Here is a 22,215-nt window from a genome sequence, read left to right on the forward strand (position 1 = left end):
CCATGAAATTGCCAGAGCTTACGCCGTGTGAGCGAATAGATGGAGGCTTTCAGGTCAAAATATCCATGTCCTTTCCGCTGCGCTGGGTGAATAGCTATGTGCTCAAGGGACAGCACGGTTTTACAATTGTAGACCCAGGTCCGCGCAATCTGGATACAGAGGCGGAATGGGCATATGTGTTCCAACAGCTGGGAATGTCCTTTGAGGATATTTCAGACATTGTGGTGACTCATCATCACCCCGATCATTATGGACTGGCGGGGTGGATGCAGCAGCAAGGTCAGGCTCGCGTACATATGTCAGCTCGCAGCCATCAGGAAGCGATGATGATGTGGGACGCTCCAGAATTGACGACCGCTATGGAGAAGAGGCTGCCCAGCTTTTTTGTCCAGCATGGCTTTCCTTTGGAACAGGTATCAGCCTTGGAATTACATATGCAGCAGGCTTATTTGCAAGTGAATCCGCAGCCTGAGATTACCTTCATTCCTACCGGAATAGACGCTCGTCTGGAATTAGGCGGACGCAGCTGGATGCCCGTAGAGACTGGAGGGCATGCGCCTGGACACGTGTCCTTATATGAGCCGAATAGCGGCGTTATTCTGTGCGGTGACGCAGTGCTGCCGCAGATTTCCCCTAATATCAGTCTGCTGCCCGGTAGTGATGCCCAGCCGCTGAAGTCTTATATAGACGGCTTGCAGTGCCTAGGTGGGCTAGAGGTGGCATGGGCATATCCCGGGCATCGCAATCCGTTTGGATATTTTTGCGAACGGACGCAAGCATTGCTGGCGCATCATGAAGAACGGCTGGACAAATTCTTGCAGCTCGTCCAACCGGAAGGCAGCACAGCTTATGAGCTGTGCATTGCCGTGTTTGGCGACAAGCTGGGAATTCACCAGCTAAGGTTTGCCATGTCTGAGACGCTGGCCCACCTGGTGGAGCTGGTGCGCCGTGAACGAGCCTCTATGAGTGAGGAGAGTCCTATCACGCGCTTTTATCCTCTTTGCTATCAATAATGGCGTGGAGTTAACGAGCGAGTATAGTGATATGACAATGCAACATGACAGAACAACATGAACGGCATGCATGCCGGGGAAGAGGCTTTTATGAATTTGCTGCTGCTGGGAGCTACCGGACGTGTGGGCCGTTTTATATTAGAATATGCGTTAGCGGATGGTCATACCGTAACTGTCCTAGTTCGTTCACCGGACAAGTTGGAGGATTTCGCATCCCAATACGGGACACAGCTGCAAATTGTACAAGGTAATGCCACCAACGCGGAGGACGTAGCACAAGCGTTGAAAGGCGGGCCAACAGTTGTGATCAGTGCGCTGAATACAGATGGAACCACCACCTTATCCGTTAGTGCAGGTCTGCTGATCCGGCTGATGCAGGAGCAGTCCATTCACCGGCTCATAACAGTAGGAACGGCAGGGATTTTGCAAAGCCGGACCGAACCGAGCCTGTATCGGTACGAGTCCTCCGATACCCGGCGACGCAGCACCCGCGCGGCCGAGGAGCATCGGCGAGTGTACGAATTGCTGCGTGAATCAGCACTAGATTGGACAATCGTATGTCCAACCTATTTGCCAGATGGCGGACGTACAGGTGTATATCGCGTGGAAAAAGATTTTCTGCCCGAAGACGGCTCACAAATTACCACTGCGGATACAGCTGATTTTACCTATCGTCAATGGACAAGTTGCGATTTTATCCGCACAAGGGTGGGCATTGCCTATTGATCGTGGACGCAAAACATAGCTTCATTTTTAACATCCAAACCTGAGCGCAGTAAGTGTATCTACTTATGTTGCGCTCTTTTTTATTTGACAAACATTTAGGGATGGAATACTATGATTCTATAAGGAAACAGTGTTTCTGAGATGAATAAAGGAAGTGCATTGAACGATGTCTGAGTCATCGCAACCTTATAAAACCTATTCTGAGGTGAAGCTACAGCAGCAGCAATTGCTCCGTAAAAATGTGATTGATGCCGCATGCATCCTTCTTGCAGAAGAAGGGCCTGAGGCAGTGACTGTACGGCGAGTTGCACAGAAATTAAGCTGTTCCACCAAGATCATTTACAGTATTTTTGGCAGTAAGGACGGTCTTGCCAATGAGATGTATCTGGATGGATGCCGGCTATTGGCTGAAACCTTTGAACAAGTACCTGTTACGAAAAACGTACTCGCTGATCTGGAAGCTTTATGCTGGGCATATTGGGAATTTGCGCGGCTTCATTCAGCCTATTACAAAATGATGTTTGGCGGGGCATTATCTGATTTTAAGCCGGATGAACAGAGCTTGGAGGGTACCACAACGGCATTATCGCGAATCTTACAAACCGTCATACATGCTATGGAGCAGGGAGCACTGAAAGAACAGGACCCACTGCTGGTTGTCCGAATGCTGTGGTCAGCTTTACACGGGGTGATACATCTACAATTTGCAGGTCATTTTTTGACTGTGGACATGGCCCAAGAGGTGTATGCATTTACACTGAAGAATACGCTCGATGTATGTAAACCCTCTTCATCTCCAGCGTAAATATGAAGTGTACTGAGGTCGTCATCGTGATGGCTTCAGTTCATTATAGAGTAGTGGTAACAGTGTTTCTTAAATAAAACGACGATACTATGGAGGTCATCATCATGTTTAGGTATGCAAACAAAACAGCACTCATCACAGGGGCTTCATCCGGGATTGGTGAGGCATTTGCCTATTCGCTCGCGGCTAAGCAATGTAATCTCATTTTGGTAGCGCGCAATGAAAAAAAACTAAAAGCACTGGCGAAAGAACTCTCCGCTAAATATAACGTAAAAGCTACGGTGATTGCGCTGGATTTATCTTCGTCAGAAGCTCCCCAAACATTGCATCAGGAGGTTCAAAATCAACAACTCAAGGTAGATCTTCTTATCAACAACGCCGGTTTTGCCACCTACGGGTACTTTGAGCAGGTTTCAGGAGAAAGACAGCATGAGGAAGTGATGCTCAATGTGGCTGCTTTAGTCGATATCACACATGCATTTATGCCTGATTTGTTGCGTAACCGGGATGGGGGACTCATCAATGTTTCATCCACCGCTGCATTTCAGCCTGATCCCTATATGGCCGTATATGGAGCAACCAAAGCATTCGTACTTTCGTTTAGCGAGGCGCTGTGGGCCGAAAATCGAAAACGAGGACTCAAAGTGCTCGCCCTCTGTCCAGGTGCAACCGAAACCTCATTTTTTGATGTGGTAGGCTCCAGTGAAGCCTCTGTAGGTTCCAGAGAAACACCCCAGACTGTCGTCAATAATGCCTTGAAAGCATTTGAAAAAGGGCGCAGTCATATGATATCGGGTCGACAAAACTATTGGGTAGCCCAAGTATCCCGATTTTTCTCTCGTCAATCCACACTTAACATTGTGGAACGTACACTACGACCTCAAAATTGATTGCAATTTATGAATCAAGATAGCCTATACTTTAATCAGGATTACCGCTCAATAAGCTGAGATTTCTTATATGCCGGGTCTGATTGCTTCTAATTCAATAGAATCAGCAGCCCCGGCGTTCCTAATTTATATAGATCAAGCGTTCAGATGCTATCCTAGATCTCGCGAATATAATAAAATCCCATCTCGCTTCTCCCAGCCGTTAGCTGACCAGAAGCGTTGACCTCCTATGTTATGCTCCATCACAAACAGATGGCATTTATCAATACCTTCTTTAAGCAAAGCAGATAACGCTTTATCCACCAGTCTGGGCGCAATCCCATGACCACGTTGTTCTGTGGCTACACCCAGATGATACAGAAACCCTCTGCGACTATCATGGCCTGCTAAAATCGTGCCTATGATGTTTCCAGCGTACTCACAGACAAAGCTAAGTCCTTCATTCCGCTGCAAAAATCGTGCAATCCGCTCCGGTGAATCGGCCTCACTTAATCCCAATCCGTCTAAGCCATTCCACAGCTCAATGGCCTGATCGTAATCATCAGCCTGCATCGTACGGAATGTATATCCGGCAATTACGTCTGTCATGTCTAGTTCTCCTCTTACCCTGTATATATCTATTGTAATCCAACGCATTGTTTGCAACTGACATGTCATTGTTACCGTGTTGTATTCGGTGCGCTTTCTTCTCCAAGCTCCTGCTCGCGCTCTGCCTGCTTGCGATGGGCGATACGACTGCTGGCCGAGGCTGCAATCGCACCCACAATGTCGTCCAGAAACGTATGAATCGGCCCAAGGCTTTTATCGTTCAGGCGTTCCAGCACACCCGGTTTGAGCTTATCGACATAACCGTAATTGGTAAATCCAATACTGCCGTACACATTGACGATGGAAAAGGCTAGAATTTCATCCACTCCGTATAATCCCTCATCATTCTCAATCATATCCTGCAATGGGGGAAGAAGAGCCCCCTGTTCCGCGAGAATATCTAGCTGGATGCCCGTAAGCACGGCATTTTGAACCTCGCGCTTCATTAACACCTTGTCCACATTGTCCATACATTCTTCCATCGTTAGGTTCGGGTAATATTTTTTCTGTAGAAGCATAACCAGTTCTGCGATTTCAGTCATACTTACACCACGCTTGTGCAGCCACTCACGGGTGGCATCGGCTACCTTTTTACTATTCAGGCTGTAAGGTACTTTTTTCTTGTCCATAAAGTTGAAGTTACCCTCCTCGTGTAGATCCTAATTTTCTACTGCAATTATGACCAGTGTGTCCAGTCTGCTAAAAAAGTAGTTATTTTTTACGCGGGGCTCGTATACATATTAGTACAATCTGTACAAAATTGTTAGGGAGGAACTTCATTTATGAACATAAAACACCCATGGCGTATGACCTCTGTAGCCGGGCTGCTATCCCTGCCTCTGTTGTTGTCCGGATGCAGCCTTTTCGGCAACGAAGCCGCGTCCATTGACCCTCCGCCGTCCACGACAGAGCAGTCCATGATTAAGGCTGTAACCGGAAAAGCACCTGCCACTACCGGGCAGTTGAGGGCTGTTTTTTTGCAAGATCATAACGGCTTGCTGGCCCCTGTATCTTTACCGATTGCTTCAGGCGATGTACAGGCAGATGCCAAGTCGGCGCTGGAAACACTGGTTGAGGGCGGGCCTTATGCCGGCTTATTACCAGAAGGATTTAAAGGTGTATTGCCTCAGGGTACAGAAGTGAAAAGTGTGACAGTGGACAAGGATAACAAGCTGGCTGTTGTCGAATTTAACAAATCTTTCGCCAACTATAAGCCACAGGAAGAACGCAAATTAATGGAAAGCTTGGCTTGGACCTTGACCGACCGTCCCGATATTAAAAGCGTGCAGATTTGGGTGGATGGTAAAAAGCTGAACGAAATGCCTGTTGGCGGCACACCACTGGACCATCCGCTCACGCGCGCAGTAGGGATTAATTTGGAGGTCGGTCATGGTGTGACCCCTCTGGATTCCAGTCCAGTCACCGTATATTTCTCTTCATCTTCGCCTGCTGGAGTACAATATTATGTACCTGTAACACGACTGGTCAGTCCGGAAAAAGATCGTGTCCAGTCCGCTCTACATCAATTAATTCAAGGTCCACAGACCAAGGATGGATTGCAGGAAGTGATGACAGGGGAGACGGCGCTGAAATCGGTAGAACGCTCCAAAGATAACGTCATTACGGTATCACTCTCGGATGATATGTTTGCCAAAGGGGAGGCCGTACCTGCTGAATTTTTGGAATCGGTCGTACTGACAGCAGCGGACAATTCGGATGATGCGGTCAAAACGAAGATTCGCATTGAACTGAATGGTGAGAAAAGCGTGATTGGACAAAATAATCAAAATTATGGAGAGCCTGTAGCCAAGCCGCAGCACATTAACGAAATTCCTCTTTAAGGACAGGGAATCGTCATTGGGGTGCTTTTGCCTGCACACTTTGGTAAAATAAACATATAAGAACAGGTTGCATACGACGTAGGAGGAAAAAGCATGAGTAGATCTAACGGACGAAACGGTGATGAGCTGCGCCCGATGAAATTGACAGCAGGAGTAAATAAATACGCGGAGGGCTCTGTTTTTATAGAGGTTGGCGAGACGAAAGTCATCTGTACGGCTACAGTGGAAGAGCGCGTTCCTCCCTTTATGAAGGGCCAAGGAAAAGGCTGGGTGACCGCCGAATATTCCATGCTTCCGCGGGCGACACATAGCCGCAATCAGCGTGAAGCTGCGCGCGGCAAGCTGACAGGCCGTACTATGGAAATTCAGCGTCTGATCGGAAGAGCGTTGCGTTCGGTTGTCAATTTGCAGGCGCTTGGTGAACGGACGATTACGTTGGACTGTGACGTCATTCAGGCGGACGGCGGGACGCGTACAACCTCCATTACCGGTTCTTTCGTAGCGTTGGCGATTGCAGTAAATAAAATTGCGATCCAGCACAAGTTGCCTATTTTCCCTATTACGGATTTTCTGGCTTCCGTCAGCGTAGGGGTTGTTGGTGACAAGGCGCTGCTGGATCTGAATTATGAAGAGGATTCCAAGGCCAAGGTGGACATGAATCTCGTCATGACTGGCAGTGGAAAATACGTCGAGCTGCAAGGTACGGGGGAAGAAAGCCCATTTGACCGTCATGAATTGGATCAGCTGCTTAGCTTGGGTGAACAAGGGATTTTGCAAATGATCGAGCGCCAAAAAGAAGTGCTCGGACCGATTGCCGATAAGATCGGTGCTGGACGTACAGGAGCTGGGGCCTAATGCGACTGGATGGTCCGGTTGTCATTGTCGCTACGAAGAATAAAGGGAAAGTGCGGGAATTTGCACATGCTTTTGCGCCGTTTGGCAAGGAAGTCAGAAGTATGTACGATTATCCAGACATTCCTGATGTCGTTGAGGATGGCACAACCTTTGCCGAAAATGCGCTGAAAAAAGCCAAAGCGGTGGGAGATGTGCTCGGATTGCCTGTGCTGGCCGATGATTCCGGCCTGTGCGTGGATTTGCTGGATGGTGCGCCAGGCGTATATTCGGCCCGTTATGCGGGAGAAGGCGCCAGCGATCACGAAAACAATATCAAGCTGCTTGATGTTCTGGAATCAAAGCAGCTTGGTGATGATACCGGACAGCCTTTGCTAAGCCCGGCTCAATTCGTCTGTACCTTGATTCTGTATAATCCACAGACTGGGGAGACGTTGGAATCGACGGGCTCCGTGGAAGGCTGGATTACGACTGAAACCGCAGGCAGCGGTGGGTTTGGGTATGATCCGCTGTTCTATTTGCCAGAGTTTGAAAAGACAATGGCGGAGCTGACGTTGGAACAAAAGCAGGCTATCAGTCATCGAGGCATAGCCCTGCGTAATTTGGCAACAAAGCTGGGAAATCCACAGGCATAGTTTGGCAGCAGGTTGAATATATACCTGTCATATACGAAAAAAAGGCTATCCGTCAGTCATAGGCGCGGATAGCCTTTTTGGTATTTTCTGTTCCACGTATAGCATGCATTGAGAAAAACAGGCGGTTACCATCTCGTAGTTTACGGCTTAAGCAGTTAGCACATTTTATCGAATAGCCACCTTGTAAGTGCGTAGCCAGTTATCCACTTGGGTCAAGTAAGCAAACAACTGCGGACCCGACATTAGCTGGCCAAACCAAGGCAGATTGGTGGATGCCTCCGGTGAGGCGGCAATATCCCGTATCTTTTTCGTATCGATCAGCTTGAGCAGTGGGGAAGAGGAATCATCCAGCAGTTGCAGCGCCTGCTTTTTCACAGCGGCAAGATAGGAGGGATTATGCGTTTTAGGATACGGGCTTTTTTTACGATACAGCACATCATCCGGCAATACGCCCTCCAGCGCCTTGCGCAAAATACCTTTTTCACGTCCGCCTGTCATCTTAATGCTCCACGGAATGTTCCATACATATTGCACCAACCGATGATCGCAATACGGCACCCGTACTTCGAGTCCGACCCCCATACTCATCCGATCCTTGCGATCCAGCAGGGTAGGCATAAAGCGGGTGATGTTCAAATAGGACATGACGCGCATTTGCGCAGCTTTTCCTGTTTCCCCCGGTAGCTTTGGTACTTCTCCGACTGCTTCTGAGTAACGGTCGTTCAAATACTCCAGCGGCTTGATCCAGTCCCGCACTTCGGGGGATAGCAGACTCGCTCTCATATCGGGAGCAACCGCCCACGGGAATGTGCCTGAGTTCAGCATATCCTCCCGATGGAACCACGGATATCCGCCAAACACTTCATCTGCTGCTTCACCAGAAATGGCAACAGTAGCGCCCTTTTTAATCTCCCGGCAAAAGAGATACAGTGACGAATCCACGTCCGCCATGCCGGGTAAATCCCGCGTTAGCGTGGAGTTGCTCAGAGCGGCTACAACTTCTGGTGTATCGAATTCAATCCAGTGATGATTTGTCCCTAATTCATCGACCATCCGCTGTATCCAGGGAGCATCGGCTCCGGGCTGGAACGCATGGGCTTTAAAATGCTTGTCGTTGTCCACATAATCGACCGAATACGTATGAACTTGTCCCTGCCCGGTACGTTTGTAATAATCAACTGCTAATGCGGACAGAGCACTTGAATCCAGCCCGCCAGACAATAAGGTACATACCGGTACATCCGAAATAAGCTGCCGTTCCACGGTATCCATTAACAGTTCTCGTACCTTGAGTGCCGTTTCTTCGGTGTTATCCTCATGCGCAATGCTTTCCAGCTTCCAATAGGCTTGAATGCGTACGCCGTCGCGACTGTAGGTGAGGGTATGCCCGGGACGCAGCTCCTTCATCGACGAATAGACGCCGTGTCCGGGGGTGCGTGCAGGCCCAATGATAAAAATTTCTGCCAATCCCTCGGCGTCTACTGCCGCCTCTACCGCTGGATGCTGGAGTAGGGCTTTGGGTTCGGAGCCAAATACAAATACATCTTCAGTTTGGCTATAAAATAGCGGCTTCACTCCCAGTCGATCTCGTGCCAGAAATACCTGCTCCCGCTCACTATCCCAGACCGCAAACGCAAAAATGCCGTTCAACCGATCTACACAATCCGGGCCCCATTCGATATAAGATTCGAGCAGTACCTCTGTGTCACATTGTGTACGGAAAAAATGCCCACGTTGTTGCAGCTCTTTTTTCAGCTCAGGCGCGTTATATATTTCCCCGTTATATACAATCGTATAAGTGATATCCTCAAGCTGCCGGATCATGGGCTGAGCGCCGTTTTCCGGGTCCATTACGCTTAGTCTTCGGTGTCCGAAGGCACACGGATTGGATATCCAGGTACCCGCAGCATCCGGTCCGCGATCGGAGAGCGTTTGCGTCATATTTAGCAGCAGCTCAGATTGATGCATTAAATCTCCGTTCCACTGTATGAAACCTGTAATTCCGCACATGTCTATTCATCCTCTCTTTGTCGTGTTCATCCAGTGTTGGAATGAATCAAAAACTAAATCCCCAGTTCATCAGTATATATGCCGAAAAGAAGCATAAAATGTCTGTCCGTTCCGAAAACTACAGATGGGGCAACCCGCCTACACGTGAGGAAGGAGGGAGACAATGTACTACATCAAGGATGCCAAAATACGCCGCTTCACTGAACTTGACGGAGTGCGCTGTGCTGAGGTAGAAGTGCGTCCCGGTGCCGCAGATGACCCGGAGCTGCTGGTTTATATCACAGCTACGAATCAGAAGGATGGTCAGCCTGATTATGACATGGTACGGATCATCCGCAATGATGCCGATCTGGAGCTGGATTGGTATGACAATAATCTGCATTCGGCATTTGAAGAAGTGACCGACAAGGCTTTTACGGACTCTACGCACATTACCGCTGGTGAGGAACGGGAAAAGTTCAAAAGGGAATTGCTCTCCTATGGGCAGCTTAGTACAGAGTTTGCCAAGGAGTTCGGGGCATGAGGATATGGTGTGCTATACCTCGGCTTTTGTTAATTTGGACACCGGCGCCATCGCCAGATCAGCGTGAAAGGAGGGGGAAATCATAGACGGCAAATCGAAGTATAAGAAAAACAAAGGCAGCAGTTATATTCATAACAATGAGTTCGCGGAAGAAGTGATGGAGAAAAATGTAAGACATGAGGTGCGAAGAAGTCCTAGACGCTTCGGTAATAAATAAACAGTCATAAACTGAGAAACGCTCATTTATAAATGACCCTGAAGAAGCCTCTGTATTCGTCAAAATTGCGAATGCGAGAGGCTTCTTTTGAATTAGGCCGCTTCACGCAGCGTCATGATCCCTTTGTAGATGTTATAGACAAAAACGCCGAGATAGACCACTACGAATAGCATTACAAACCCGATAACCGAGCCTGCATGATTGGCAGTGATAATAAAATAAACTAGCGGAATCGCCGCAATAATGGGGAAAATGTGCGATAAAATGGCTTTTTTCGCGTGTCCCTGAACATATTCGTCCCGGACTGCAATCCACACAATGACCGGCACCAGAAAAGGTGCGAAAAAAATGCTAAAATAACAAAGTGAAGACAAAAGGCCTCTCACGGATTAACCCCTCCTTTTTGGCATCGTTCTTTGTACATAATACCCCGTTAGCGTCCAAATGATTCCTTTTGCAGCCTGCTTTCCTGTATAATGAAAAAATGCTTTTGACAGTTGCCCAAAATGTGATATAATCATTAATGCACTGAATACATAAGGTTTTATGGATTATCATTTTGTCCCAGTAGCTCAGCTGGATAGAGCAACGGCCTTCTAAGCCGTCGGTCGGGGGTTCGAATCCCTCCTGGGACGTATAGCAAAAACTTCCTAATTCAATATTGGGAAGTTTTTTTTGTGTTCCAGTGGGATGAGAACCCCTTGGGGGGACGTCGGAGCTAAGCATCGTTAGCATAAACTTCGCAGTCTCGACCGTAGGGAGAGTATCCCTCCTGGGACGTAGCAAAAACTTCCTAATTCAATATTAGGAAGTTTTTTTGTGTTCCGGCAGTATCATTGATTCTGGCTTTATACTGTCGCCTTCTCTTTATGAGCAAAAAATTGCGGCAGATGCTCTTTGTGTGCTTCCAGCAATTCATCCAGCACAGTTTGGGCGATATCGCCGCTTGGAACGAGCGGATTCAAGGTGAAGGCTTGCAGTGCTGTCGCATAGTCACCAGTGACCGCCGCTTCAATGGTCAGCTCTTCCATCGCCTTCATGACTTGCAGCAGTCCCCGTTGTGCTGGAGGGAATTTGCCAAAGTTGACAGGCTCCGCACCATGCGCGCGAATAACACTAGTTACTTCGATGGCGCTATCATAAGGGACATCATCAATCGCACCGTTGTTACGCGTACTAACTACCATCAATGTGCCTTTGTTGTTATAAATAGAGTTGATGATTTCACAGGCAGCATCGCTGTAATGCGCACCGCCGCGTTTGGATAATTCCTCTGGTTTGTAATCCAGATTCGGATCTTTGTACAATTCAAACAGACTTTCTTCCAGACGTTTGACGACTTGGCCCCGAGTTCCTTCGTTTTTGGCCTCCTCTAATTCTTCCTTGAGCATGTTATCGGTCATATAGTAATACCGATGGTAAGGACAAGGTAGCATTTTCAATTGACGAACCTGATCATACAGGAAGCGCATGTTCTTAATATTTTCAACGACCTTCTCCGGTTTTGCGCCAGGAGCATACAGTCCTTCGATAACTTGTTCTGTTAATTCTTCTCCAGTTTTATCATAAACTTTGTGCCAATGAAGGTGGTTAATTCCTGCAAATTTAAAGAACAGCTCTTCTTCCGGTTTGTCCAGCACAGCCGATGCACTCTTGATCGCGCCGATTGGAACATTACATAATCCGATGACTTTATCCCACTGACCATAACGAAGCACAGCTTCGGTGACCATGCCCGCAGGGTTGGTGAAGTTAATCAACCATGCATTCGGACACAGTTCTTTCATATCTTCTACGATACTGAGGATAACGGGTATGGTACGAAAAGCTTTGAACATCCCACCAGCCCCATTGGTTTCCTGACCGATCATACCGTGTTTTAACGGAATACTTTCATCTTTAATCCGGGCTTCCAATAAGCCTACCCGAAATTGGGTCGTTACAAAATCGGCATCCTTCAAGGCTTCCCGACGATCCAGTGTCAAATGTACTTCACAATCAATGCCGGCGGCTTTCACCATCCGTTGGGCCATGGCCCCTACGTTCTCCAGTTTCTCGCGTCCTGCTTCAATATCTACCAGCCATAATTCCCGGATGGGAAGCTCTGCATAACGTTTGATAAAACCTTCTACTAATTCTGGTGTATAGCTGGAGCCTCCGCCAATAGTTGCGATCTTTATGCCTTTTTTCATGGTTAGTGCCTCCTGAGTATGTTTTTTAAAACCTCTTTCTTAAGCTCAAATTCACTGTAATCCCTGTAATGCATTACAGGTCAAGCGCTTTTAAAAAACTTATTTGGGGAAGGTGACAATTATAGGGCGGGGCCACGAAACATGCTAAACACGAACATGCTAAAATAGAAAGAACGAGGTGAGAAATGTGGCAAATATTCATGAAATTGCAAAGCTGGCGGGTGTATCCTCGGCAACGGTGTCCCGTGTCATTAATAACCATCCGTACGTAAGTGAACCGACAAGGCAGCGTGTACAGGAGGTCATAGACCGACTGGATTATGTACCTAATTTGAATGCGGTTTCATTAAAAAAGGGCATGACCAAGCTCATAGGAATTATTTCAATTTCTTTTAATGATTCATTGGGTTCATTTGTGCGTGGATTTACAACCTATGCCCAGGAGCATGGTTTTAATATGTCACTATTTATTACGAATGGAGAGAAGGAGCGGGAGCTTGAAGCACTGGAAATGTTGCGGAGAAAGCAACTGGACGCCTTGGTCTGTATGATTCGCGTCAATGAGTGGAGTGTGATTGAGCACTACACCAAATATGGTCCAATTGTGACATGGCAGCGTGTAAACATTGAGGCAATCCCGTCTGTATTTATGGACCAGTATCAGGGGTACATGCTTGCGCTGGAGCATCTGTATGCCAGAGGCTATCGCAGCATTGTGAATGTATATGGGAATATGAGGGGGCTGAATACAAAAGAGCGCATCCGGGCTTATCATGATTTTTGCAAAAAATATGATTTGAACGCTGATGCTTTCTCGCATTTTTATGGCTTAAATTCAATAGAAGCGGGTGAACAAATTGCTCACTGGTGGGGCGAACAATCCAACAAGCCGGATGCCTTCGCTTGTTCTACCGATTATTTGGCTGCAGGACTTTTGACCGAAGCACGTAGGCTCGGTGTTTCGGTCCCGAGTAATGTTGCAGTGGTGGGCTTTGATAACACCGAAATTTCGCATTTGCTTGATTTAACCACCATTCATTACCCGATTGACAAGCAAGCGGAAAATGCATTCATTATGATTCGAAATGCCCTAGAGGGGCTACATGAAGAATTACATCCCTTGGAATTCAAATTAGTAGAGCGAGCGACTACTTGATCTCCTGAGTATTCCTTTTTATCCGGTGCTGAGCTATTCAAGTCACATAATTGAGGTGTTATTTTATGCAATATAGGTTAACTGATACTCACTTTGGCACGCTCTATCATATTTCGGTACCAGAAGATTTCGAATCTTTTGATCATAATAAAGCACTAACTCCGGGTGAGGGAGGCGACTTCTTTTTTGAAGAGTTCCTTAATCCAGTACTAAAATTAATAAATGAAAATAAAAAGTAAAAAATAAAAAAGGACTCCATAACAGCATAAATCCCCAGAAGTCCTTTCTTTACACAATACTCTAATTCAAACGAATTTCTAATAATTCCATTTCGAAAATTAAGTCAAAAAAACATGTATAGATCGTAAGTAGAATTAATGATTCAAAATAGGTATTTCCCCAAGCAGATTCTTTAAGTTAATGGAATCCCACGGCATATGTTCGGTTATACCTAACCCAACTACATCGGTTTCTTCAGATAGTTCTTTAATCAGATGAAGTAGTTGAGGTATTTGCATTGTTCCCGCAGGAGAAAGATTATAGGGAGCTTCAGGGTTGGCGAATAATAAAGAACGAAATGCTTTTGGATCAAGTACATCTAAATCAAGGTGAATCGCCAGGTGCTTGATGCCGCTTTCTTTAATCCACTCTTTTATTGATTCGGTACTGGTCGTTAACTCTTGGGTCCCAGCAGTTCGAATCCCTAATCTTTGAATTACTTCAGTATCTGTTTCTGTAGTGGTAACACCTAACCTTTGAAATGTCTCTGAAAATGCTTTTGTTTCTTCTTCTGTAGGAGCTGCTAATCCAGCGATAAAGACATTTTCAGGCTTAAGAGGAACTTTCACATGTTTTGCAAACTCCTCATCTCCTTCTCCCAACAGATTCCCAAGTGGTAATGTATGTCCGTTATCATAGCCCACATATCTAACTAAATCACTGTGAGCATCGATCCAAATTAGCCCTAATTCTCCGCCGTATCGTTCGTTCAAATAGGCAAACGGGGCTTGCTCGACTAAACAGTCACCACCAAACATTACTATGCGATCTGGCTTATGAGCGTCAATGATATGTTGAGCAGCCTCTAATTGTTCAAGTAGCTGTTTTCTCCCATACATACCGTTCTCGTTATCAAGCGGAGTTCCATCATAAGCTTGAACTGGAACATGAATAAGGGGTTGATCATTGTCTGGGGCTAGCCAAGCCAGCAGTTCAGCTCCAAAAGAGTAGTTAGGATTGTTTCCTCCTTGCCATTGCGGCATTAACAGGCGTATTGTTTTAGTCATATTTTCTCTCCTTTACTTCAAATTACGGTTAGTATAAACTGAACGCAAATAAAAACGTAGTACGCACTAATTTGATAGGTACTACCCGAAAGGATAGTGTGAATATGAGTATGGCTGAATTTAAAGGTAAAGTTAAAAATATTGAAGATACACCTTTTGGTTATACAGTGTCAGTCATTGGTGGTAAATGGAAAATGGTTATTATTTATCTTCTGGCTGAAAACCAAGTGGTTCGCTTTAATGATCTGAAAAGACAAATCGGAGCTATTACATACAAAACATTGAGTTCACAGCTAAAGGAATTGGAAGCGGATGGATTGGTGAACCGGAAAGAGTATCCTCAAGTTCCGCCTAAAGTCGAGTACAGTCTCACAGAAAAAGCGGAAACACTATTGCCTGTTTTGGAAGGGTTATGTGAGTGGGGAACCAAAAACCAATATAATTAAATATCGTTTTCTAATTGTTCTCGAATGCTATACGAATATTAGAAAAGACGATTGACATATATTTATAGTTAATCAGGTATTCAACGAGCTCAAGTGCACTGGGGATAGGAACGCTTAAAAATCAGTATCATTTGGGGGATGTGATATTTTGACTATGGCAATTATTTTATTTGTAGCGAATATTCTACTTATTCTTGTTTCAATCGTTGGTATTGTTCTGTTCATGGGGATATTGTACAGGGGGTACATTTTGCTAGGATTACTTATTGCTGAGAAAAAGAACACAAGAAATCAAGCTGTAAAAGATTAATTTTATGACAACACAGAGCCTCATTTCTACTTTATTAGTGGAAATGAGGCTCTTGCGTAAACAATAAAAGTGACATAATGGGGTGAAGGAAGGGACATAGCATTTTATAGCTTTTGGGACATCCCCGGATGTTTGATGCTTAGCACTACCTTTTTCTTTAATTCCTCTGCAGCAGCTCGAATCTGTTTTGCCTGCGTCACAGCCGAAATCACCGCTACACCATCGGCACCCACACCTACCACTTCCTCCACACGGTCTACCGTAATGCCACCGATCCCGACGATCGGAAGGTCAATTCCCGCTTTGCGCATCTCATGCAAAATGGCTGGACCCTGCACGGCTTGAGCATCGTCCTTCGAGATGGTGGGATAGATGGGTCCGACGCCGAGGTAGTCCGCACCTTGCAGAATGGCTCGACGAGCTTCCTCAATCGTATGGGCGGAGACGCCAAGGATTCGGTTTCCGATCCGCGTACGCACAGAATCAGCCGATTCATCGTCCTGACCGATGTGAACACCGTCGGCGTTGAGCTCAAGAGCCAGCTCCACATCGTCATTGACGATAAAGGGGATACCAGCGTGGTGGCACAGATCTTGTAGCTGACGCGCAAGTTTGAACATAGGCACCCCTGTTAACGCGCTACGGCCCTTTTCCCGGAACTGGATCATGGTTGTGCCGCCAGCAAGAGCCTCCTGCACGACCCGATTTGGTTCCGCGAGGCAGTTCACGCTTCCAACAACCAGATACATCTGTAAATGCCGGCGCATGGTCTCAGGTAATATTCGACCGCTCATTGGAGTGTCTCCTGACTACGGCGATAGGCCCAATGGTTGGTTGGACCGTGTCCCTGGCCCAAATACAATGTATCCTCAATCGCCGCCTGAATGAAGGCTCTTCCATTCCAAATAGCTTCCGGTACAGACACGCCTTTCCCTAATTCAGCGGTAATCGCTGCTGAGAACGTACATCCTGTTCCGTGTGTGTGGACAGTTCGCACCCGCTTGCCGCCCAGCTCTGTGAAGGCTGTTCCGTCAAAGAGCAGGTCAATGACCTGACCGCTGTTTTCGCTCTCCTCATCGTGGCCGCCCTTGATCACAACGAATTTGGGACCCCGGCTACTAATATGTCTCGCAGCTTCCCGGCGTCCTTCCATCGTACGAATGCTTATCCCGGTTAAGGCCTCCGCTTCCGGGATATTTGGTGTGACGACCAGTGCCAAGGGGAGCAGGTCGTCGTTCAATGCCTGCACCGCTTCTGGTTGCAGCAGCTTTGCGCCCCCTTTGGCAATCATTACAGGATCGACGACAACCTTTTCCCAGCCGAACTTTCGGATCTGCTCGGCCACAAGACGGATGATGCCTGCATCAAATAGCATGCCAGTCTTTAGGGCGTCGACTCCAAGATCTGATCCTACAGCTTCGATCTGTTGCGCTGTTGCTTCCTGTGGCAGCGGATATACACCGTGAACTCCCAAAGTATTTTGTACCGTTATGGCCGTAATAGCTGACATACCGTATACGCCAAGCTCCTGAAAGGTTTTGAGATCGGCTTGAATTCCAGCCCCGCCGCCACTGTCTGAACCGGCAATCGTCAGCGCTCTCGGTACATGCACGTTTCTCATCGCGCACCACCTGTTGTAGTTGTTCCAGCTTCACGGATCGTGACATGCCCCTCTAGCGAACCAGTATGTAGTTTGGCAAGCTCGTCGAGAAAGGCAATCTGGAAGCTGCCTGGCCCCAGCTTTGCGGTATGCGCTGCGGCTCGAGAAGCTGCTGCACCGTAAAATGCCAAACCTGCTGTGCCTGCGAGCAGCAGGTTGGGTTCAACTGCTGCAAAGGCGCCCAACACAGAGGTCAGCAGGCAGCCTGTTCCGGTTACCTTCGTAAGCAGCGCGTCTCCGCCACTAATCAATCGTACTTCAACCCCATCGGTGATGACGTCCTCTTTTCCAGTGATGACAACCATGGTATGGAGCGTTTGCGCAGCCCGAACTGCCAGATCGACATTACTGCTGTCAGCACTGTCGCCTGCATCTACCCCTTTAATTTCTCGGGCTTCTCCGATCAGATGAGCGACTTCGGCTGCATTGCCTCGTACTAGTGAGATGTTAACCTCGTTTAGAATTCGTAGTGCTGACTCGGTTCTAAAGCTAGTCGCTCCTGCACCGACCGGATCTAACAGAACTGGAACACCGTGAGCATTCGCCGATTGTCCAGCAAGGATCATGGCATCCACCAGCTCACGGTTTAGCGTACCGATATTTAACACGACGGCGCCCGCTATTTTGGCCATATCTGCTACTTCCTCGGGTGCATAAGCCATCACCGGGGAGGCCCCTAGTGCATATAGGCCGTTGGCTGTAAAGTTGGTGACCACCACATTGGTTATATTATGAACGAGGGGGTTGCTGTTTTGTACCTTTGTCAGGAGCGCCGAATAACTTTGTTCCCATATATTCATCATGTTTATCCTCTCTCATCTATACTGATTATTCCAAGACCGTAGCGCGCATCTGGACGGGCCATTGTTCCTGCTTATAAGCCATATCCCAGAACATATATTCCAGCTGGCAGCTTAGCATAAAATGCTCAATCATCCGCTCTCGCTCGGCAGCCGTGGCGACTTTCGCCCAAGCATCCACACGCTCTCGATATTTGAAGGTTACATCTTCAATTTGGTTGCCATAGAAGCAAATCCACTCATAGAACGGATGAGACTCGTCTGGTCTTACCTCATCCATTAGCCTGCGTCCAATTTCAAGATATGTCCATGGACATGGTAGCAGCACGGCCATGATTTCCCCAAGACTACCCTCATGTGCGACGGTCAGCATATGGCGGATATAATGATGAGCGGACGGAGCGAGTGGATATCCCTGCATCTCTTCATAGGTGACACCTGCGATAGCACAAAAATTTTGATGCGGATGAACCTCGCTGTTGAGAATAAAAGAGATCTGTTCGTTAAATACAGCCATATCCTCCCGGCTCGTGCTTTTGGAGATTGCGATGCCGTAAATCCGCATGTAGGCGTTCAAATATTCAAAGTCTTGTTTTACATAGTGAATCAGCTGTTCCCTTGTTAAATTTCCTTCAGCAATACCTCTCACAAAGGGATGCTCATAAATGGCTTGAAAAATGCCATCCGCCTGCTGACGGAGCTCTTGCGAAAAACTCATTTCCCCACCTCCAACAAAAATGGAGAATAAGAAGTCCCGTAAGATACAATTCTCGGAACAATGCCAAAAAGCCGCCCCGAAAACTGGAGCGGCTTCAACATAGGTTCAATGCGCAAAAACGCCTGAAACCCTATATAGAAGGCTCCACTTTCCTACGCTAGTACGAACTAGATCAGGTTCAAAGGGTCCAAGATTCATTCTTGTCTCAGCCATAATGGCTCCCCTAGTGGACTTTCCTATTCTTTTGACTAATACTGTACATTCGTTCCTATGTTATGTCAAATTGCTTATGCCTAGTGAAGGATTAGTGAGGGTGATGGATTACACTTTCCACGGCTTTGACCCTCACATATTCCGGTTTCCACATTGCATCCCGAATGGCTTGCTCAATATCTGGAAGGTGTGCCTGAGCTACCTGATCCTGAATTGCGGCCTTCGCTACCGCAACCGCAACCGCAAACGAAACATCACGTAATTTTCGAATATGGGGCAGCAGTGCGCCGCCAAGTTCATTCGAATCTACGGCGTTGGCAACGGCATCAGCTGCTGCGGTAAACATGGAAGGAGTGATTCGTTTGGCCTTGACCACAATTGCGCCTAGACCCAGTCCCGGGAAAACAAAGGCATTGTTCGCCTGACCAATTTCAAATTTCGTACCGTTATAGGTGACGGGCTCAAAGGGACTTCCCGTAGCAATCAATGCTTTGCCATCAGTCCATCGTATCAAATCCTCGGGTACCGCTTCAGCCAGATTGGTAGGATTGGACATGGGCATAATGATCGGGCGTTCCACATGCTTTGCCATTTCCTTGATAATCTCTTCAGAAAAGGCACCCGCTACACCGGAAGTCCCAATTAAGATTGTAGGTTTTACCTGACGGATGACCTCCAACAACGGTATTTTGCCGTCTTCCGATCGGGCCCATGAGCTGATTTCTTCCTTTTTACGCACATATGGTTTCTGATAATCGAGTACATCTTCCATATCGTCCGTTAATAGCCCACGATAATCAAAGGCCCAAAACGACCTGAAAGAATCTTCTGCAGGAAGCCCGTCCTCGATCATAGCGCTCCGTATTTGGTCGGCGTTACCGATTCCTGCTGCCCCTGGACCAAAGACAAGTATTTTTTGTTCACGTAGCGGAATTTTGGTGACACCTACCGCCGAAACAATCGCAGCTAATGTGACTGCTCCTGTGCCCTGGATGTCATCATTGAAGGTGAGAATGTTTTGACCGTATTTCCCTATTATGTGGCGTGCGTTCACGCTCCCCACATCCTCCCAATGCAAAAGCGCCTTCGGGAATTGTGTTAACGTTTTGCTAATAAAGGTATCAATAAATTGATGATAGGCTTCTCCGCGAACTCGTTTATGGCGGTTTCCGATGTATAGCGGATCATTCAGCAGCTTCTCGTTATTCGTGCCGACATCCAGTACAATGGGCAGCACCCTCCCGGGATGAATGCCTGCCGCAGCTGTATATACAGCAAGTTTGCCAATAGCAATGTTAATTCCCCCGACACCCCAGTCACCAATTCCCAAAATACTTTCTGAATCCGTCACGACGACAAGGTCAACATCCTCACTACGCAATCCGGAATTATAGAACGCCTGTCCGATACCGTTCGGATGATCTATCGATAAATATACGCCCCCGGGACGGTTGTACTCATGGCTGTATTCTTGAATGGCGGTTCCTACAGTCGGTGTGTAGACTACGGGCAGCATTTCACTCAAATGGTCGGTTAGCAGCCGATAGTAAAGCACGACATTCCGGTTATGAAGGTCGTTAAGTGAAGCATTTTTACGCAGCATGGTGGGTTGTGCCAGGAATTGCTGATAAGCCCGAACGCTCTGTTTTTCCAATGAAAGGACAGTGGGAGGAAGAATTCCTTCCAAGCCCAGTTCTTTGCGTTCTTCTTCTGTAAATGCCACCCCTTTGTTCAAAAGAGGGTTTGCTAGGACGTCCTTTCCTCGTAAGGGAGTAGATAATGACCCATCACGATTGACATGAAATGCTTTCATAAAAATACCTTCTTTCCCTATATTTTGATAATTATTCATGATGAAAATGACATGTTGTCCATAGTATGGACGTACAAATTGGTTTTATTCGCCTATCAATCTATGACAAAATGACCATATGTGTATCTTTTTATTAATCCTATAGAACTAATTTTGTTTTCGGATTCACCTTGTAATTCGTATAGTAATAGTCCTAATGAATCGGGTCTAAATGCTCTGTTTTTATCAAATATGAAAATTAGTTTTTCTTCTCTTGAATGCTTATATATCAAGGGATGTGAGCTATTTTGTTAAGAAAATATGAAGTATTTGGACATTAATTTAATCTTACTAAGCAAACATTTTTAATTCTTTTTCAACAAAATAGAATTATTCGGAGGAAAAGGAGAGGTTTGTGTGCAGGGACCTATAGCCATTTTTAGCGATAACAACAGGGCTATTGATTATCCCAATGTGATTTGTTTTTACCAATATATACAGTGCGAGGACACGGAGGAAGCTTCAGTCTACGAGGGCGCAAGTTGTTGCCTGATAGATTATAGGGAGCCGGGGCAAGCCGTGCGGAAAGCTAATCAGATCCGTAGCCAATTTCCGCAAATGCCATTGCTATTGGTGACGGATGTAACCTTTCCGTTCAGTGATCAGCATATGGTGCAGATTATCGGAGTAGGCCGATTGCGTCTGCTATTTTGGCAAGCCAATGATACCGAAGAAATACTTTCTGAAATACAAAGCTTGCTCTATCCCGAGTATTCGACTAAAAGCCAACATGTTGCATTCATCTTGTCTGTGTATAACGAAGAGAAACGTTTTGTTCATGTCAAAACCTTTGCTGAGCGACTGCAAGCCTTTATCCGCAGCCATATTATAGAGGGTTCGATTTATCTCATTGATGATGGTAGCCACGATGGCACGAATGCCTTGATTAAAGCGCTGGAGGCAGCAACGGACTTGTTCGTAAACCGGATTAACCAGAACTTGAGTCCACTGCTTCAAACAAGGGAATTGGGACGCAATACGCGCAAGGCAGGGACGTATCTGGAAGGAATGCGGACCATCGGTGCGGATTACTACGTATTTGTGGACGCGGACGATTCCTTTTTTATTGAGGATATTGCCAGAATGATCAATGTTGTTCAACAGGGCTACTATGATGTTGTGATTGGAACCAAAGATATAACCGCCGAGAATCGTTCTCTATTGCGATCTATCGTCAGCTTTGGCAAACGGGTCGTCTCTCGCCCCTTTTTACCAACCGGTGTAGTAGATTCCCAGACGGGTCTTAAAGTGATGAGCTCGGTTGCCGTGAAGCGGATGTTTCCACATTTGAAGGAACAACTCGGACTAGCGCTGGATCTGGAGATGATGTTCATTGCCAAGCGACTTCAGCTCCGTGTGCTGCAACTACCCGTCAAATGCATTGACCGAGATGGCTCGCACATTCATGTCTGGAAGGATTCCATTCGTTTTTTGCGCTCTATCATTGAGATTTGGCGACTGGATCGGCGGGTGAGATAACCA

At 46.9% G+C, this 22,215-nt stretch carries 22 protein-coding genes, 1 tRNA gene and 1 riboswitch; of the genes, 12 read left to right on the plus strand and 11 right to left on the minus strand.

Annotation, left to right across the window (positions count from 1 at the left end):
- Positions 1-2: 2 nt before the first annotated feature.
- The 4 genes from ACXHJ1_RS12675 (at position 3) to ACXHJ1_RS12690 (ending at position 3,434) form a co-directional block, all read left to right on the plus strand.
- The gene (locus ACXHJ1_RS12675; RefSeq protein ID WP_457904713.1) at positions 3-1,013 is read left to right on the plus strand and encodes an MBL fold metallo-hydrolase; all 1,011 of its coding nucleotides are present in this window, start codon (positions 3-5) and stop codon (positions 1,011-1,013) included.
- A gap of 90 nt (positions 1,014-1,103) precedes the next feature.
- On the plus strand, positions 1,104-1,739 hold the full coding sequence (locus tag ACXHJ1_RS12680; protein ID WP_240753229.1) for an NAD(P)-dependent oxidoreductase: 636 nt from the start codon (positions 1,104-1,106) through the stop codon (positions 1,737-1,739).
- A gap of 166 nt (positions 1,740-1,905) precedes the next feature.
- Positions 1,906-2,544, plus strand: a complete 639-nt coding sequence (locus ACXHJ1_RS12685; protein ID WP_457904714.1) for a TetR/AcrR family transcriptional regulator — start codon at positions 1,906-1,908, stop codon at positions 2,542-2,544.
- 104 nt (positions 2,545-2,648) lie between these two features.
- On the plus strand, positions 2,649-3,434 hold the full coding sequence (locus ACXHJ1_RS12690; protein WP_126666262.1) for an SDR family NAD(P)-dependent oxidoreductase: 786 nt from the start codon (positions 2,649-2,651) through the stop codon (positions 3,432-3,434).
- A 150-nt stretch (positions 3,435-3,584) separates the two neighbouring features.
- On the opposite strand, the gene ACXHJ1_RS12695 is transcribed toward ACXHJ1_RS12690, so the two are convergent.
- Positions 3,585-4,022 carry a GNAT family N-acetyltransferase gene (locus tag ACXHJ1_RS12695; protein WP_457904715.1) on the minus strand — a complete coding sequence of 146 codons (438 nt, stop codon included), beginning with the start codon at positions 4,020-4,022 and terminating at the stop codon, positions 3,585-3,587.
- Positions 4,023-4,093: 71 nt separating this feature from the next.
- The gene (locus ACXHJ1_RS12700; protein WP_016818531.1) at positions 4,094-4,651 is read right to left on the minus strand and encodes a phosphatidylglycerophosphatase A family protein; all 558 of its coding nucleotides are present in this window, start codon (positions 4,649-4,651) and stop codon (positions 4,094-4,096) included.
- A 153-nt stretch (positions 4,652-4,804) separates the two neighbouring features.
- Here ACXHJ1_RS12700 and ACXHJ1_RS12705 point away from each other — a divergent pair, with 153 nt between their 5' ends.
- The 3 genes from ACXHJ1_RS12705 to ACXHJ1_RS12715 all read left to right on the plus strand — a co-directional run bounded on the left by ACXHJ1_RS12705 (position 4,805) and on the right by ACXHJ1_RS12715 (position 7,350).
- A complete protein-coding gene (locus ACXHJ1_RS12705; RefSeq protein WP_457904716.1) occupies positions 4,805-5,863 on the plus strand; it encodes a GerMN domain-containing protein in 1,059 nt (352 codons plus the stop codon).
- A 93-nt stretch (positions 5,864-5,956) separates the two neighbouring features.
- Positions 5,957-6,718, plus strand: a complete 762-nt coding sequence (rph, locus tag ACXHJ1_RS12710; RefSeq protein WP_457904717.1) for a ribonuclease PH — start codon at positions 5,957-5,959, stop codon at positions 6,716-6,718.
- Positions 6,718-7,350 (plus strand): XTP/dITP diphosphatase, encoded by a 633-nt coding sequence (locus ACXHJ1_RS12715; RefSeq protein WP_013372746.1) that lies wholly within the window; start codon positions 6,718-6,720, stop codon positions 7,348-7,350. Before rph ends, ACXHJ1_RS12715 begins: the two co-directional genes overlap by 1 nt.
- 165 nt (positions 7,351-7,515) lie before the next feature.
- On the opposite strand, the gene asnB is transcribed toward ACXHJ1_RS12715, so the two are convergent.
- Positions 7,516-9,360 carry an asparagine synthase (glutamine-hydrolyzing) gene (gene asnB / locus ACXHJ1_RS12720; protein WP_457904718.1) on the minus strand — a complete coding sequence of 615 codons (1,845 nt, stop codon included), beginning with the start codon at positions 9,358-9,360 and terminating at the stop codon, positions 7,516-7,518.
- A 163-nt stretch (positions 9,361-9,523) separates the two neighbouring features.
- Here asnB and ACXHJ1_RS12725 point away from each other — a divergent pair, with 163 nt between their 5' ends.
- Complete coding sequence (locus tag ACXHJ1_RS12725) at positions 9,524-9,883, plus strand: hypothetical protein (RefSeq protein ID WP_031462108.1); 360 nt, start codon at positions 9,524-9,526, stop codon at positions 9,881-9,883.
- A gap of 309 nt (positions 9,884-10,192) precedes the next feature.
- Here the strand turns inward: ACXHJ1_RS12725 and ACXHJ1_RS12730 are convergent, their stop codons facing one another.
- Entirely contained in the window at positions 10,193-10,486 is a 294-nt protein-coding gene (locus tag ACXHJ1_RS12730; RefSeq protein WP_031462107.1) for a DUF4870 domain-containing protein, read from the minus strand.
- Positions 10,487-10,661: 175 nt separating this feature from the next.
- Between ACXHJ1_RS12730 and ACXHJ1_RS12735 the strand changes: the two genes are divergently transcribed.
- Positions 10,662-10,735: transfer RNA gene (locus tag ACXHJ1_RS12735), tRNA-Arg, on the plus strand.
- 213 nt (positions 10,736-10,948) lie between these two features.
- Here the strand turns inward: ACXHJ1_RS12735 and ACXHJ1_RS12740 are convergent.
- A complete protein-coding gene (locus ACXHJ1_RS12740) occupies positions 10,949-12,292 on the minus strand; it encodes a 6-phospho-beta-glucosidase (protein WP_457904719.1) in 1,344 nt (447 codons plus the stop codon).
- A 187-nt stretch (positions 12,293-12,479) separates the two neighbouring features.
- Between ACXHJ1_RS12740 and ACXHJ1_RS12745 the strand changes: the two genes are divergently transcribed.
- Positions 12,480-13,448 carry a LacI family DNA-binding transcriptional regulator gene (locus ACXHJ1_RS12745; RefSeq protein ID WP_457904720.1) on the plus strand — a complete coding sequence of 323 codons (969 nt, stop codon included), beginning with the start codon at positions 12,480-12,482 and terminating at the stop codon, positions 13,446-13,448.
- Between the two features lie 374 nt (positions 13,449-13,822).
- On the opposite strand, the gene ACXHJ1_RS12750 is transcribed toward ACXHJ1_RS12745, so the two are convergent.
- Positions 13,823-14,734: an arginase family protein gene (locus ACXHJ1_RS12750; protein ID WP_045244852.1), complete on the minus strand. Its 912-nt coding sequence runs from the start codon at positions 14,732-14,734 to the stop codon at positions 13,823-13,825.
- A 104-nt stretch (positions 14,735-14,838) separates the two neighbouring features.
- Here ACXHJ1_RS12750 and ACXHJ1_RS12755 point away from each other — a divergent pair, with 104 nt between their 5' ends.
- Positions 14,839-15,180, plus strand: coding sequence for a winged helix-turn-helix transcriptional regulator (locus tag ACXHJ1_RS12755; RefSeq protein ID WP_013372737.1), 342 nt, complete (start codon positions 14,839-14,841; stop codon positions 15,178-15,180).
- 414 nt (positions 15,181-15,594) lie between these two features.
- Here the strand turns inward: ACXHJ1_RS12755 and thiE are convergent, their stop codons facing one another.
- From thiE to ACXHJ1_RS12780, 5 genes are all read right to left on the minus strand, one after another.
- Positions 15,595-16,284: a thiamine phosphate synthase gene (thiE, locus tag ACXHJ1_RS12760; protein ID WP_457904721.1), complete on the minus strand. Its 690-nt coding sequence runs from the start codon at positions 16,282-16,284 to the stop codon at positions 15,595-15,597.
- Positions 16,281-17,111 (minus strand): bifunctional hydroxymethylpyrimidine kinase/phosphomethylpyrimidine kinase, encoded by an 831-nt coding sequence (gene thiD / locus ACXHJ1_RS12765; protein WP_457904722.1) that lies wholly within the window; start codon positions 17,109-17,111, stop codon positions 16,281-16,283. Before thiD ends, thiE begins: the two co-directional genes overlap by 4 nt.
- The gene (thiM, locus tag ACXHJ1_RS12770) at positions 17,108-17,953 is read right to left on the minus strand and encodes a hydroxyethylthiazole kinase (protein ID WP_049828210.1); all 846 of its coding nucleotides are present in this window, start codon (positions 17,951-17,953) and stop codon (positions 17,108-17,110) included. The genes thiD and thiM overlap by 4 nt, the downstream gene beginning before the upstream one ends.
- Before the next feature lie 25 nt (positions 17,954-17,978).
- Positions 17,979-18,668 (minus strand): thiaminase II, encoded by a 690-nt coding sequence (tenA, locus tag ACXHJ1_RS12775; protein ID WP_025365674.1) that lies wholly within the window; start codon positions 18,666-18,668, stop codon positions 17,979-17,981.
- A gap of 132 nt (positions 18,669-18,800) precedes the next feature.
- Positions 18,801-18,903: riboswitch (TPP riboswitch) on the minus strand.
- A 69-nt stretch (positions 18,904-18,972) separates the two neighbouring features.
- On the minus strand, positions 18,973-20,694 hold the full coding sequence (locus ACXHJ1_RS12780) for an NAD-dependent malic enzyme (RefSeq protein ID WP_457904723.1): 1,722 nt from the start codon (positions 20,692-20,694) through the stop codon (positions 18,973-18,975).
- 396 nt (positions 20,695-21,090) lie between these two features.
- Here ACXHJ1_RS12780 and ACXHJ1_RS12785 point away from each other — a divergent pair, with 396 nt between their 5' ends.
- Positions 21,091-22,212, plus strand: coding sequence for a glycosyltransferase (locus ACXHJ1_RS12785; protein ID WP_457904724.1), 1,122 nt, complete (start codon positions 21,091-21,093; stop codon positions 22,210-22,212).
- Positions 22,213-22,215: the final 3 nt, after the last annotated feature.

The organism is Paenibacillus sp. ALE2, assembly GCF_054113385.1.